The sequence below is a fragment of the Variovorax paradoxus genome (genome assembly GCA_016806145.1).
Classification (GTDB): domain Bacteria; phylum Pseudomonadota; class Gammaproteobacteria; order Burkholderiales; family Burkholderiaceae_C; genus Variovorax.
Window position 1 is genome coordinate 2,897,069 of the sequence record CP063166.1, and the last position, 13,448, is coordinate 2,910,516.

The window sequence follows — 13,448 nt, forward strand, 5'->3', positions numbered from 1 at the left end:
GTGCTAGTCGACCAGCACGCTCATGCCGGGCCGCGCGCCCTCGATCGGCTGCAGCGGCCGCGCGCGGACCTCGAAGGTGCGCACGTCGAAGCCGGCCCCGCCGCGGGTGGCGCGCCAGGTCGCGAAGTCGGGCAGCACGCCGCTGTAGTAGACCTTGAAGCGCGCCGTGCGCCGGTCCTCGGCCAGCGCGGGCAGGCGGGCCTCGAACTCGCTGCCCATCGCGAAGCGCGGCAGCCGGTCCTCGCGCACGTTGAGCACCACCCACTGGTCGGCCAGGTCGACCACCGTGACCACCGCCACGCCCTGCGGCGAGAGCTCGCCGACCTTGGCCAGCACCTTGGCCACCTCGCCGGCCACCGGGCTGCGCAGCTCGGTCTCGGCCCTGGCGGCTTCGGCTTCCGCGACCACGCCGGCCACCTGGCGCGCCTGCGCGCTGGCCGCGGCCTGGTCCTCGGGACGCGCGCCGGCGCGTGCCATGTCGTACTGCGCCCTGGCGGCGATCGCCGCGTCGCGCGAGGCCTTCCAGTTGGCCTCGGCCTCGTCGCGCTTCTGGTCGGCCACCAGGCCTTCGCGCGCGAGGCCGTCGACGCGACGGAACGAGGTCTGCGCGAGCTGGGCCGCGGTCTCGGCGCGCTGCCACTGCATGCGCGCCATCTCGATCTCCTGCGGCCGCGCGCCGTTCTGCGCCTTCTGGGCCACGGCCTGCGCGGCCTGCTCGGCGGCGGTGGCCTGCGCGAGCTTGGCGCGCACCTCGGGGCTGTCCATGCGCACCAGCACCGCGCCGGCCTGGATGCGGTCGCCTTCCTTCACCAGCACCTCGGCCACGCGCGCCGTCACCTTGCCGGCCACGTCGGTCTCGCGCGCCTCCATCTGGCCCTGGAACACCTCGGGCGCGGGCCGGGAGGCGCGCCAGAAGCCCCAGGCCAGCAGCGCCAGCACGAGCAGCGCGGCCAGGATCGCGATCAGTTGGCGGGTCTTGGCACTCATCATTCAGTTCACCTTCACGTCGGCACGCGCGATGTAGTCGGAAAAGCGGTCGGACAGGCCCGCGCTCTCGAGCAGCTGGGCCAGCGCCTGCACGTACTCGTTGGCGGCCTGCGCGCGCTCGGTCAGCACCTTGGCCTGGTTGGTCTCGGCATCGATCAGGTCGAGCGTGGTGCTGGTGCCTTCGCGCAGGCCCGAGGTGCGCAGCTTCAGCACCTCGCGCGCCAGCTCCACCGAGGCCTGCATCTCGAGGTACTGGCGGCGCGCGTTGTCGAGCGCGCGCCAGTTGCGTTCCACCAGCAGCGAGATGTCGCTGCGCGCCTGCGCGCCGGTGCGTTCGGCCTGCTCGACCTGCTTTTGCGACGCGGCCGAGAGCGCATCGCGGTCGACCGAGTCGTACAAGGTCCAGCGCACGCCCAGGCCGGCCACCCAGTCGGCATTGCCGCTCTTGAGCTGGCGCGTGCCGAAGGCGATTACCTGCGGGCGCCGCAGCGCTTCCTCGCCCTCGTGCAACTGCTCGGCCTGCGACTTCTTGGCCGCGACCTTCTCGAGGCCGGGATGCCGGTTGAGCGCCGAATCGATGAACCAGCCCAGCGGCTCGACCGGCGCGCTGATCACGAACAGCGGCGTCTGCGGCGCCACGCGGCCATCGGCGCGCACCGTGCGCGCCAGCGCCACGGCCGCGAGCGCGGCGTCGTTCTCGGCCTTGCGCGCGTTGCGGCGCGCCTCCTCATAGGCCGCGCTGGCCTGCAGCCGTTCGACGCGCGAGATCACGCCGGCCGCGAGCATCTTCTGCGCCGCCGCGTCGTGCTGCGCGATGGTGCGCTCGGCCTGCGCGCGCAACTGCGCCGCGCGCTGCGCGAGCTGGGCGCCGAAGTAGCGCTGCACCAGCAGCGTGTCGAGCTCGTGGCTCGCCTGTTCGGCGTCGGCCTCGGCCTCGCGCGTCTGCGCCGACACGAAGCCGCGCACCGCGTCGGTGGCGCCGCCCAGGTAGATCGGCCAGACCGCCGACACCGAGGCGTTGGAACCGGTGTCGTGCCGGTTCAGGGTGTAGCTGTTGGGCAACTGCGGGATCGGCACGCGCGCGATGAAGTTCTGGATCGACGGCGGCAGCGCCTGTCCGATCTGGCCGAGCTTCTGGTTGAGCGGATCGAGGTCGAGGTTCAGGTTGGCGTTGTACGCATAGGCCAAGCCCGACACGCTGACCACCGGGCCGCCCAGCCGCTTGAGCCCATCGCTTTGCAACTGCTTGGCCTCGACCGCGGCGCGCGCGGCCGCGAGCTTGTCGGAGCGGTCGAGCATGCGGGCGCGCGCGGCGTCGAAGCTCATCGCGGTGGCTTCGTCGGCTGACGAAGAAGCCTGCGCGAAAACCGCGCCGCCGGTGGCCGCGAGCAGCAGCGGCGCCAGGGCCTGGAGGAGGGCGTTGCGAAAGTGAAGGTGTGTCATCGGATTCGAAAGGCCTGGCGCGCAAGCGTAGCGGGCCGGCGCGGCCCGGTCACGCGAAACGTGGCGCGTGCACCTCGCTTCGATGACGTGCGCTGTCGAGTGCGCAAGAAAAAGGGGCGACGCCGATGCGGCGTCGCCCCTTCCGGAATGGCGTTTCAGCCGGGCGCGAGCCTCAGGACTTCACTTTCACCTCGACGCGCCGCGCCTCGCCCGCGGGGCCGTCGGCCTGGGTCTGCTCGGGCTTCGCGAGTTCGATCTTGTCCTCGGGCGCGCCGGCGGCCTTGAGCACATCGCCGACCGCCACCGCGCGCTGCTTGGCGAGCTCGGCGTTCTTCGCGGCGTCGCCGGTGGCGTCGTGGTAGCCGCTCACCAGCACCGTGTTGCCGCTCTGCACCGCCTTGATCACGTCGGCCAGCGCCTCCCTGGCATTGGGCGCGACCTCGGCGCTGCCGGTGGCGAAGTAGAACTTGACCACGCCGTTCTCGACCTTGATCGCGGCGGCTTCGGCCGCGGTCACCGCGCCCGAAACCACGGCGCCCGCCGGCGTGCTGACCGCGGCCGGCGCGGTGGCGGCCACGGGTGCCGGGGGAGGCACCGCCGCCGTCGCATCGCCGGCATGGAACTTCACCACCAGCGGCACGATGAGCAGCGCCACGATGTTGATGATCTTGATCAGCGGGTTCACGGCCGGGCCGGCCGTGTCCTTGTAGGGATCGCCCACGGTGTCGCCGGTGACGGCGGCCTTGTGCGTCTCGCTGCCCTTGCCGCCGAAGTGGCCGTCCTCGATGTACTTCTTGGCGTTGTCCCAGGCACCGCCGCCGGTGCACATGGAGATGGCGACGAACAGGCCCGTGACGATGGTGCCCATCAGCAGGCCGCCCAGGGCCTTCGGTCCGAGCAGCAGGCCGACCACGATCGGCACCAGCACCGGCAGCAGCGAGGGGATCATCATCTCCTTGATGGCCGCGCCAGTGAGCATGCTCACGGCCTTGCCGTATTCGGGCTTGGCGGTGCCTTCCATGATGCCGGGGATGTCGCGGAACTGCCGGCGCACTTCCTCGACCACCGAGCCCGCGGCGCGGCCCACGGCCTCCATCGCCATCGCGCCGAACAGGTAGGGGATCAGACCGCCGATGAACAGGCCGACGATCACCATCGGATCGCTGAGATTGAAGGTGATGTTCAGGCCGAAGCTCTCGAGCTTGTGCGTGTAGTCGGCGAACAGCACCAGCGCCGCGAGGCCGGCCGAGCCGATCGCGTAGCCCTTGGTCACGGCCTTGGTGGTGTTGCCCACCGCGTCCAGCGGGTCGGTGATGTCGCGCACGCTCGCGGGCAGCTCGCTCATCTCGGCGATGCCGCCGGCGTTGTCGGTGATGGGGCCGTAGGCGTCCAGTGCCACCACGATGCCGGCCATGCTGAGCATGGAGGTCGCGGCCACCGCGATGCCGAACAGGCCGGCCAGCGCGTACGAGGCCAGGATGGCGATGCACACGAAGATCACCGGCCAGGCCGTCGAACGCATCGACACGCCCAGGCCCGCGATGATGTTGGTGCCGTGGCCCGTGGTCGAGGCCTGCGCGATGTGCTGCACCGGCTTGTACTGCGTGCCCGTGTAGTACTCGGTGATCCACACCAGCGCCGCCGTCAGCGCCAGGCCCACGAAGCAGGCGCCGAACAGCTTGAGCTGGCTGCCGCTGGCCGCGATCGCGTTGTCGGGGATGAGCCAGCTGGTGACGAACCAGAACGCGATCAGCGACAGGATGCCCGCCACCGCCAGGCCCTTGTAGAGCGCCGGCATCACGTTGGTCATGCCCGGCGAGGCCTTGACGAAGAAGCAGCCGATGATCGAGGCGATGATCGACACGCCGCCCAGCGCCAGCGGGTAGAGCACCGCGTTGACCGGCGCCGCCGTGACCATCAGCGCGCCGAGCACCATGGTGGCGATCAGCGTCACCGCGTAGGTCTCGAACAGGTCGGCCGCCATGCCGGCGCAGTCGCCGACGTTGTCGCCCACGTTGTCGGCGATCACGGCGGGGTTGCGCGGATCGTCCTCGGGGATGCCGGCCTCGACCTTGCCCACCAGGTCGGCGCCGACGTCGGCGCCCTTGGTGAAGATGCCGCCGCCCAGCCGCGCGAAGATCGAGATCAGCGAGGAGCCGAAGGCGAAGCCGATCAGCGGATTGAGCAGCGCCGCCAGCGCATGGTTACCGCTAGGCAGGCCCCTGGAGGCCAGGAACCAGTAGAAGATCGAGACCCCCAGCAGGCCCAGCCCGACCACCAGCATGCCGGTGATGGCGCCGCCGCGGAAGGCCACGTCGAGCGCCGGCCCGATGCCTTGGGTGGCGGCCTGCGCGGTGCGCACGTTGGCGCGCACCGAGACGTTCATGCCGATGAAGCCGCAGGCGCCCGAGAGCACCGCGCCGACCACGAAGCCGACCGCGGTCGTGAGGTCGAGGAAGAGGGCGATCAGGATCGCGAGCACCACGCCCACGATGGCGATGGTGCGGTACTGCTTGGCCAGGTAGGCCGCCGCGCCCTGCTGGATCGCCGCGGCGATCTCCTGCATGCGCGCGTTGCCCGCGTCCTTGGCGAGGATCCAACTTCGGGCCCAGATGCCGTAGGCCACGGCCACGAGGCCGCAGACGATGGCGAGGATGAGGGGGGTGTTGCCATTCATGCGTTGCATCTCCATTCGTTCGTTGTGACGTGGAGACGGAAAGCGCGAGGATCCGTTGCGTGCAACGCGCGGGAGTCGAGATTTCCGCCGCGTTGCTTCCTCGAAGCTCGCTGCATCCCGGGGAGCCGGGGTGCGGAGCCGATTGGCCAACGGCTGCAATTTACAGGCAAAAACGAAATCGCGTGCGACGGGTCCGTGACTCGGAAAGTAAACTTCGGGTTTGTCCGCATCACCCTCATACTTTTCAACTACTCGAAAAACGTCATGTCCTTCGACAAAGTCTCCCCCGGCAAGAACGTCCCCGATGCCTTCAACGTCGTGATCGAAATCCCGATGAACGCCGACCCGATCAAGTACGAGGTCGACAAGGAATCGGGCGCGATCTTCGTCGACCGCTTCATGACCACGGCCATGTACTACCCGGCCAACTACGGCTACGTGCCGCAGACGCTGTCGGGCGACGGCGACCCGGTCGACGTGCTGGTGATCGCGCCGTACCCGCTGCTGCCGGGCGTGGTCGTGCCCTGCCGCCCGCTGGGCATCCTGATGATGGAAGACGAAGCCGGCGTGGACGGCAAGGTGCTGGCCGTGCCGACCGACAAGGTGCTGCCGATCTACAGCCACTGGAAATCGGTGGACGACGTGAACCCGATGCGCCTGAAGGCCATCAGCCACTTCTTCGAGCACTACAAGGACCTCGAGGCCGGCAAGTGGGTCAAGGTGCTGGGCTGGGAAGGCATCGACGCCGCCCGCAAGGAAATCCTCGACGGTATCGCCGCCTACAAGAAGTGATCGGGCGGGGCGCGCGGGTCGCGCGGGCGGTCACTCCTGCTCGAACGGCGACCGGCGCGCATCGCGCACGAAGGTGCCGGCCATCGACGGGCTCGCGCATTCCGCGGCACCCGCGGGCGTGTCGGCCACCACGATGCGGTCGGCGCTGAATTGCAGGGTGCGGGTGCAACGCCCGCCGAACGGCACCACCAGCCGCTGCCGCTCGTCGAGCCGGCCACCGCCCTGCAGCAGCATGTTGCCGCGCGCATCGGGGCAGATGTAGAGCTCGATGTCGAGCCCGCCTTCGTCCGATGGCGTCACGTCCAGGAAACGCCCGTCCTTCGGGCAACGACCCTCCACGTAGCGGCCGGTCCAGTGCAGCAGCGGCTGCGCCAAGTAGCGGATGCGCCGCTCGTAGTCCTCCCGCAGGCATTTCACGTCGGCCTTGCAGTGCCGGGTGCGCACCGCGAGCCAGTCGCGCTGGTCGCGCTTCAGGTAGGTGGCCCACTGGCCGGCATCTGCTGTCGCAAGCCGCTTGCGATAGAGCTCGGCCATGCTCTCGTCCTGCAGCGAGAGCGCGGGCGTGGCGCAGATGGTCTTCTCGGTGGGGTTCGAGGCCTTGGCGCAGTCGAAGCTGGCGGCGTGGGCCGGCACGCAGGCGAGGGCCGCGAGGCCCAGGGCCAGCGCCCGGGAGATAAGGTTGCGGATCGATGCGGGCATGCGGTGCGCTCCTGCGTGACGGGCCTGCGCGATGCCCACATGCTCGTTCCCGCGCCCGCCGATGTTGATCTGCCGAACGGCAGGGCCGGCTATGCCCTTGGTCGCAGCCTCGGGCTGAGCTTCAGCCGCGGGCCGCGTCGCCGGCCAGCCGCATCCATTCGCGGTTGACCGAGCGGGCGTGCGAATTCCAGTGGCGCGCGGCCTGCTGGAGCTCGTCCCACTGGCGCTGCGCGGCGGCGCCGTCGCCCTGCTGCGCGAGCCAGGCCACGTAGCGCGCCCGCGCCTCGACGGTGTTGTAGAGGCTCAGGGTCGATTCGAAGGCCTGGCGCGCTTCGTCGTTGCGGCCCTCGGCGGCCAGGGCGCGGGCCACCAGCAGCGCGACCTCGTCCTTGCGGTAGTCGTCGCGGGTCGAGCGCAGGCTTTGCAGCGCCTGCATGGCCTCGCTGCCCGCGCCGGGACCTCCCGCGGCCAGCAGCGCGCTCGCGAGGCCGAACTGCAGCTCGGGATCGGAGGCCAGCGGGCCCTTGAGCGCATCGCGGTAGTGCCCGACGGCCTCGCCGGCCTGGCCGCGGTCGAGCGCGGCCTTGGCGAGGCGCAGCTTGTTCTGCGCCGTGGGCGCGAGGTCGTAGGCCTGCTCGGCCGCGCGGTATTCGCGCTCGGGATCGATGAAGCCGATGGCCGCGCTCGCGACCTTGCCCGCGGTGCGCTGCATGCGCGAGGCGGGCAGGTACTCGACCACGAAGTAGACGATGCTGCCCAGCAGCGGAAAGCTGAACAGGATCAGGAGCCAGTACATCTGCTTGCCGTGGCGCATCGCGTGCACCGCGAAGAACAGCGCGATCAGGATGTGCAGACCCAGGCCGACGAATGGCATGACTTTTCCCCTTGTTGTTGGCGATCTGCCGGGGTTATAGCAGCCGAGTTTGGCCGTGGCCTGACGCGAACCCGCCGTCGCGCTCAGGCGGCCTTGAACGGGCTGCGCTCGCCCAGGTGGTCCATGTAGTTCTCGATGCCTTCGCCCTCGCGCTCGAGGAAGCGCTCGATCGCGTCGGCGAAGGCCGGATGCGCGAGCCAGTGGGCGCTGGTGGTCTTCACGGGCATCAGGGCGCGCGCCATCTTGTGCTCGCCCTGCGCGCCGCCCTCGAAGCGATGCACGCCGTGCGCGATGCACCAGGCCAGCGGCTGGTAGTAGCAGGCCTCGAAGTGCAGGCAGTCGACGCGTTCGACCGCGCCCCAGTAGCGGCCGTAGGCCACGAGCGGGTTGCCGGTGGCGTCGTCGGTGGCCAGCGCGATCAGGCTGGCGGCGATCGGCTTGCCCTCGCGCTCGGCGATGAACAGCAGCCAGGCTTCGGGCAGCGTGTCGGCCATGCGATGGAAGAAGTCGCGCGTGAGGTAGGGCGGGTTGCCGTGCTCGCGGTAGGTGCGCGCGTAGCAGCGGTAGAAGAAGTCCCAGTCGGCGCGCGAGATGTCGGTCCCGCGCGACCAGCGGAAGCGCACGCCGGCATCGGCGACCTTGCGGCGCTCCTGGCGGATCTTCTTGCGCTTGTCGTGCGAGAGGCTCGCGAGGAAGGCCTCGAAGTCCGCGTAGCCGGGCGCCGGGTTCTGCCAATGGAACTGCACCGTGTGCCGCAGCATCAGCCCGGCCTCGGTGCAGGCCTCGATGTCGGCCGCGGCTCCGAACAGCAGGTGCAGCGACGAGAGCTCGCTCTCCTTGCACCAGGCCACCAGCGCCTGGGCCAGCAGCGCGCGGCCGGCCGCATCGCGCGCGAGCAGGCGCGCGCCGGGCACGGGCGTGAACGGCACCGCGATCGTCGCCTTCGGGTAGTAGGCCAGGCCGTGCTGCTGGTAGGCGTTGGCCCAGGCCCAGTCGAACACGTACTCGCCATAGGAGTGGTCCTTGACGTAGACCGGGCAGGCGGCCTCGAGGGTGTCGCCGCGCCAGAGGGTGAAGAACTGGGCCGTCCAGCCGCTCTCGGGCGTGGCGCTGCCGCTCTCGTGCAGCGCGACCAGGTACTCGTGGCGCATGAAGGGCGAGGGTTCGGCCTGCGCGGCGAGCAGCGCGTTCCAGGCCTGCGGGCTCAGGTCCGACGGCGACGCGACAACCCGAATGACATAATCGTTCAAGCCTGTTTCTTCCTTCCGTATGACGCTCAAGCTCGCCATCGCGCAACTCAATTTCGTGGTGGGCGATCTCCCCGGCAATGCCCGAAAAATCGTGGCGGCCGCGCGCGAGGCCCATGCCCGGGGCGCTCGCCTTCTGCTGACGCCCGAACTCTCGATCGCCGGCTACGCGGCCGAGGACCTGTTCCTGCGGCCCGCCTTCACCGAAGCTTGCGATGATGCCGTGAAAGGCATCGCCGCCGCTCTGGCCGACCTCAAAGACATGGTCGTGGTGGTGGGGCATCCGAGCGGCGGCAGCCTGCGCGGGCGCTCCGTGTCGGTGCAGCTGCGCCACAACGCGGCCAGCGTGCTCAAGGAAGGCCGCATCCTCCAGACCTACGCCAAGCGCGAGCTGCCGAACTACCAGGTGTTCGACGAACGCCGCTACTTCGCGCCGGGACAGGGCACCTGCGTGTTCGAGGCCGGCGGCGTGTCGGTCGGGCTGCTGATCTGCGAGGACGCCTGGTTCGACGCGCCGGCCGAGCTGGCGCGCGCCGCCGGCGCCGAGGTGCTGGCCGTCATCAATGCTTCGCCCTACCACGTGGGCAAGGAGGGCGAGCGCGTGGCGCGCATGGCCGAACGCGCGCGCGCCGTGGGGCTGCCGCTGGTCTATGCCCACCTCGTGGGCGGGCAGGACGAGGTGGTGTTCGACGGCGCATCGTTCGCGCTGCAGGCCGATGGCGCGCTCGCCGTGCAGGCGCCGGGCTTCGAGGAGAAGCTGGTGCTGGCCGAGCTCGAGCGTGCACCGTCGCAGGGCGTGCGCTTCCTGCCCGAGCCCATCGCCGCGCCGCGCGACGCCGAGGCCCAGCTCTGGGATGCGCTGGTGCTCGGCGTGCGCGACTACGTCGGCAAGAACGGTTTTCCGGGTGCGATCCTCGGGCTGTCGGGCGGCATCGATTCGGCGCTGGTGCTCGCGATCGCGGTCGACGCGCTCGGCAAGGACAAGGTGCGCGCGGTGATGATGCCCTCGCCCTACACGGCCGACATCAGCTGGATCGACGCGCGCGACATGGCGGGTCGCCTGGGCGTGCGCTACGACGAGATCTCGATCCGGCACACCTTCGAGTCGTTCAAGGCGGCGCTGGCCACCGAGTTCGCGGGCCGGCCCGAGGACACGGCCGAGGAGAACATCCAGGCCCGCATCCGCGGCACGCTGCTGATGGGGTTGTCGAACAAGTTCGGCTCGATCGTTCTCACCACGGGCAACAAGAGCGAGATGGCCACCGGCTACTGCACGCTCTACGGCGACATGGCGGGCGGCTTCGCGGTCATCAAGGACCTGCTGAAGACAACCGTGTTCGCGCTCGCGCGCTGGCGCAATGCCCACGATCCCTACGGCACCGGCGCCGAGCCGATCCCCGAGCGCATCATCACGCGGCCTCCGAGCGCCGAGCTGCGGCCCGACCAGACCGACCAGGACAGCCTGCCGCCCTACGACATCCTCGACGCGATCCTGGCACGCTACATGCAGGACGACGAGGGCATCGACGAGATCATCGCCGCGGGCTACGACCGCGCGGTGGTCGAGCGGGTGGCACGGCTCATCAAGATCAACGAATACAAGCGGCGCCAGGCGCCGGTAGGCATCCGGGTGACGCACCGCAGTTTTGGCAAGGATTGGCGTTACCCTATCACCAGCAAATTCAACGAAACCGCCGGAGCACGCAAACCATGAAGCAGATCACCGCCATCGTCAAACCCTTCAAGCTCGAGGACGTACGCGAGGCCCTGGCCGAAGTGGGCGTCACCGGACTCACCGTGACCGAGGTCAAGGGCTTCGGCCGCCAGAAGGGCCACACCGAGCTCTACCGCGGCGCCGAGTACGTGGTCGACTTCCTGCCGAAGATGAAGGTCGAAGTGGTCGTCAACGAGGGCGACGTCGAGCGCTGCATCGAGGCCATCGTCAATTCGGCGCGCACCGGCAAGATCGGCGACGGCAAGATCTTCGTGACGGCCGTCGAGCGCATCGTGCGCATCCGCACCGGCGAAGAGAACGAGAACGCGGTCTGAGCTGAACCGCGGGGGCCGGCGCTCGCCGGCCGTCTTTCACCGCGGGCTCAGAGGTTCTCGGCCAGCCGGTCGTCGCGCGGATGGCGCGGCACCTCGGCCCGCAGCGCCGCGAGCAGCGGTTCGGCCTCGGTGCCGGTGCGCACCAGGCTCATCTGCCAGTCGCCCATCAGGCCGTCGCGCACGCTCTGCGCGAGGAATTCCAGCAGCTTGTCGTAATAGCCCGCGCTGTTGAGGATGCCGACCGGCTTGTCGTGGTAGCCGAGCTGGCGCCAGGTCCAGATCTCGAACAACTCCTCGAAGGTGCCGATGCCGCCGGCCATGGCCAGGAAGGCGTCGGCGCGCTCGCCCATCATCGCCTTGCGTTCGTGCATGGTGTCGACCACGTGCAGCTCGTCGCACAGCGGGTTGGCCAGTTCCTTGTCGACCAGCGCCTTGGGGATGATGCCGACCACGCGGCCGCCCGCGGCGCGCGTGGCCTCGGCCACCGTGCCCATCAGGCCGGTGCGGCCACCGCCGTAGACCAGCTGGCCACGCTGCTGGCCGATCCAGCGGCCTACCGCCGTGGCGGCTTCGGTGAACTCGGGACGCTCGCCGGGGCGCGAGCCGCAATACACGCAGATCGAAAATTCAGGGGTCATCCCCCGATCATGCCTCGGGCGGCGGGCCCGCTCATGACACGAAGCGCGTCCACAGGGCTGCCGCCCAGATGCAGGTGCACAGCGACAGCGACAGCAGCACCGCGGCGCTGCCCATGTCCTTGGCGCGCTTGGAGAGGTCGTGCCATTCGGGGCCGATGCGGTCGATGGCCGCTTCGACCGCGGTGTTGAGCAGCTCGACGATCATCACCAGCACCGCGCTGCCCGCGAGCAGAGCGACCTCGACCCAACTGCGGCCGAGCCAGAAGGCGGCGGGGATCATCACCATCGACAGGATGGCTTCCTGCCGAAAGGCGGGCTCGCTCCAGCCGGCGCGCAAGCCGTGCAGCGAGATCAGCGTGGCGTGCCAGACGCGCTCGAAACCCTTGCGGGCCTTTTGCGGGTTGACGGCGGGGTCGGGAAGTTCGGGCAGGGCGCTCATCGGCGGCTCATGGGCTTGGAGGTGACGAGCCGGGTGCCGGCCCAGGCGTCATGCCAGAACTGGCGTTGCGGATGGAAGCGTGCCAGCAGGGCCCAGATGGCCACCCAGCCGAAGACGAGCACCGTGACTTCCGGGCCCGACAGCTTGAAGGGCGCGACGGCGGCGAGCGGCGGCAGGAACCAGATCCAGCTCAGCAGGTAGCGCGCGAGCGCGCGGCGCTGGCTGACCGGGTGGCCGTTCACGTCGACGATGCGGATGTTCCAGGTCTTCATCGCCAGCGTCTGGCCCTTGGCCCAGAACCAGACGAAGTAGACGCCGAACACCACGAAGAGGAAGGCCTGGAACAGGTGGCGCCGCTCATCCATGGCATCGCGCATCTGGCCCAGCGTGCTGAAGAGCCAGCCCGAGACGAACACCACCGCGAACAGCAGCATGCCTTCGTAGAGCCAGCAGGCCATGCGGCGCCAGAGTCCCGGGACCGGGCCCTCTGCAATCGAAAGGGAAGCGTCAGACGCGGGTGGAACAGGCGAATCCGACTCCGAAATTTCGGAAGGGCTGGAAACCATCGAGACCTTGGGTCAGGGGGCGGCCGAGGGTGGCTCGAGCGTGCGCCCCGCAGAAGTGGAAGACGGTGTGGAGGATACCGAAGTCGATGGACCGGGCGATGAAGAGTACGGAGACGGCACCTGGGCTTCGGCCGGCACCGGCTGGGGCGTGTAGCCGGCGGGGGCCGCGGTCGACGACGCGGCCGGTGCGGTGGTGGCCGTTGCGGTGCCGGTGGCTGCCGTCGGAGGGTTCGCGGCGAGGGCGGCCGCCGGGACGATGGCCGGCGCCGCGGGTGCCATCGGCGGCGCGAGCTGGATGCGGGGCGTGTGCAGCCCCGGCGACGTGACCGCCGGGACGGCCACCAGTTTCTGGGACGACACGGGGCGCACCGGGATCGCGGCGCCCTTGGGCTTGGCCGGCGCGCGCTCGGCGAGCTTGCGCTTTTCCTCTTCGCTCAGGGCCTGGTATTGCTCCCACTTGGCCTTGCGCTCGTCGGCCGGCACGCGCTTGACCTCGGCGAAGTTCAGGCGTGCCTGGACGCGCTGCTGGTTGCTGAGCGCGGCCCATTCGATCATGCGGCTGCGCAGCGTGATCTGGTCCTCGGCCGGCAGCGAAGCGTAGTTGCGCGACAGCGCGAGCCACTTGCGCTTCTGGCCGACGTTGAGCGCGTTCCAGTGCGGTGCCAGCGGCTGCAGGGCCTGCTGCTGCTCGGCGGTGAGCTCGGCCCACAGCGGCTTGGTGAGCACGGGCGGCTTGGCGGCGGCGGACGCTGCCATGGTGCCGGTCGGCGCGGCCTTGGGCGTGTCCGCGCGAACGGTTTCCGAGCGCACGGGCGTGGTCTGCGCGGCCGCGATCGTCAGTCCCAGTGCCGCCATGGCCACGATGCCGACCCCGCCGAGGCGAACCACCGCGCCTTGCGACCACGAGCGCGAGGAGCGGGGCGAAATCGCGGGGAGCAGGGTGCGGCGTGGCATTCGGATGATCGGTCGGAGAGAGGCTTCGGACGGGCGGGAAAATCTGGCGGCGGACGGGGCGGCGAAGCCGGGCGCGGAACTGG

13 protein-coding genes are annotated in these 13,448 nt (G+C 69.9%); 3 read left to right on the top strand and 10 right to left on the bottom strand.

Going from position 1 to position 13,448, the window contains the following annotated elements; translation table 11 throughout:
• Positions 1 to 3: 3 nt before the first annotated feature.
• The 3 genes from INQ48_13400 to INQ48_13410 all read right to left on the bottom strand — a co-directional run bounded on the left by INQ48_13400 (position 4) and on the right by INQ48_13410 (position 5,107).
• The gene (locus INQ48_13400; protein QRF60142.1) at positions 4 to 990 is read right to left on the bottom strand and encodes an efflux RND transporter periplasmic adaptor subunit; all 987 of its coding nucleotides are present in this window, start codon (positions 988 to 990) and stop codon (positions 4 to 6) included.
• A complete protein-coding gene (locus INQ48_13405) occupies positions 991 to 2,430 on the bottom strand; it encodes a TolC family protein (protein QRF60143.1) in 1,440 nt (479 codons plus the stop codon).
• 172 nt (positions 2,431 to 2,602) lie between these two features.
• Positions 2,603 to 5,107: a sodium-translocating pyrophosphatase gene (locus tag INQ48_13410; protein ID QRF60144.1), complete on the bottom strand. Its 2,505-nt coding sequence runs from the start codon at positions 5,105 to 5,107 to the stop codon at positions 2,603 to 2,605.
• Between the two features lie 264 nt (positions 5,108 to 5,371).
• Here INQ48_13410 and ppa point away from each other — a divergent pair, with 264 nt between their 5' ends.
• Positions 5,372 to 5,899, top strand: a complete 528-nt coding sequence (ppa, locus tag INQ48_13415) for an inorganic diphosphatase (GenBank protein ID QRF60145.1) — start codon at positions 5,372 to 5,374, stop codon at positions 5,897 to 5,899.
• A 30-nt stretch (positions 5,900 to 5,929) separates the two neighbouring features.
• Here ppa and INQ48_13420 read toward each other — a convergent pair whose 3' ends face one another.
• From INQ48_13420 to INQ48_13430, 3 genes are all read right to left on the bottom strand, one after another.
• Positions 5,930 to 6,598, bottom strand: a complete 669-nt coding sequence (locus tag INQ48_13420) for a DUF1311 domain-containing protein (protein ID QRF60146.1) — start codon at positions 6,596 to 6,598, stop codon at positions 5,930 to 5,932.
• A gap of 121 nt (positions 6,599 to 6,719) precedes the next feature.
• A complete protein-coding gene (locus tag INQ48_13425) occupies positions 6,720 to 7,472 on the bottom strand; it encodes a hypothetical protein (GenBank protein QRF60147.1) in 753 nt (250 codons plus the stop codon).
• A gap of 83 nt (positions 7,473 to 7,555) precedes the next feature.
• Entirely contained in the window at positions 7,556 to 8,722 is a 1,167-nt protein-coding gene (locus tag INQ48_13430) for an N-acetyltransferase (GenBank protein ID QRF60148.1), read from the bottom strand.
• Positions 8,723 to 8,741: 19 nt separating this feature from the next.
• On the opposite strand from INQ48_13430, the gene INQ48_13435 reads away from it, so the two are divergent.
• On the top strand, positions 8,742 to 10,433 hold the full coding sequence (locus tag INQ48_13435; protein ID QRF60149.1) for an NAD+ synthase: 1,692 nt from the start codon (positions 8,742 to 8,744) through the stop codon (positions 10,431 to 10,433).
• Positions 10,430 to 10,768, top strand: a complete 339-nt coding sequence (locus tag INQ48_13440) for a P-II family nitrogen regulator (protein ID QRF60150.1) — start codon at positions 10,430 to 10,432, stop codon at positions 10,766 to 10,768. The genes INQ48_13435 and INQ48_13440 overlap by 4 nt, the downstream gene beginning before the upstream one ends.
• Positions 10,769 to 10,815: 47 nt before the next feature.
• Here INQ48_13440 and INQ48_13445 read toward each other — a convergent pair whose 3' ends face one another.
• The 4 genes from INQ48_13445 to INQ48_13460 are packed head-to-tail and all read right to left on the bottom strand — an operon-like array spanning position 10,816 to position 13,365.
• Positions 10,816 to 11,406 (bottom strand): TIGR00730 family Rossman fold protein, encoded by a 591-nt coding sequence (locus INQ48_13445; GenBank protein QRF60151.1) that lies wholly within the window; start codon positions 11,404 to 11,406, stop codon positions 10,816 to 10,818.
• Positions 11,407 to 11,437: 31 nt separating this feature from the next.
• On the bottom strand, positions 11,438 to 11,845 hold the full coding sequence (locus INQ48_13450; protein QRF60152.1) for a diacylglycerol kinase: 408 nt from the start codon (positions 11,843 to 11,845) through the stop codon (positions 11,438 to 11,440).
• Complete coding sequence (locus INQ48_13455) at positions 11,842 to 12,411, bottom strand: RDD family protein (GenBank protein QRF60153.1); 570 nt, start codon at positions 12,409 to 12,411, stop codon at positions 11,842 to 11,844. The genes INQ48_13450 and INQ48_13455 overlap by 4 nt, the downstream gene beginning before the upstream one ends.
• A gap of 12 nt (positions 12,412 to 12,423) precedes the next feature.
• The gene (locus INQ48_13460) at positions 12,424 to 13,365 is read right to left on the bottom strand and encodes a DUF3106 domain-containing protein (GenBank protein QRF60154.1); all 942 of its coding nucleotides are present in this window, start codon (positions 13,363 to 13,365) and stop codon (positions 12,424 to 12,426) included.
• Positions 13,366 to 13,448 lie beyond the last annotated feature (83 nt).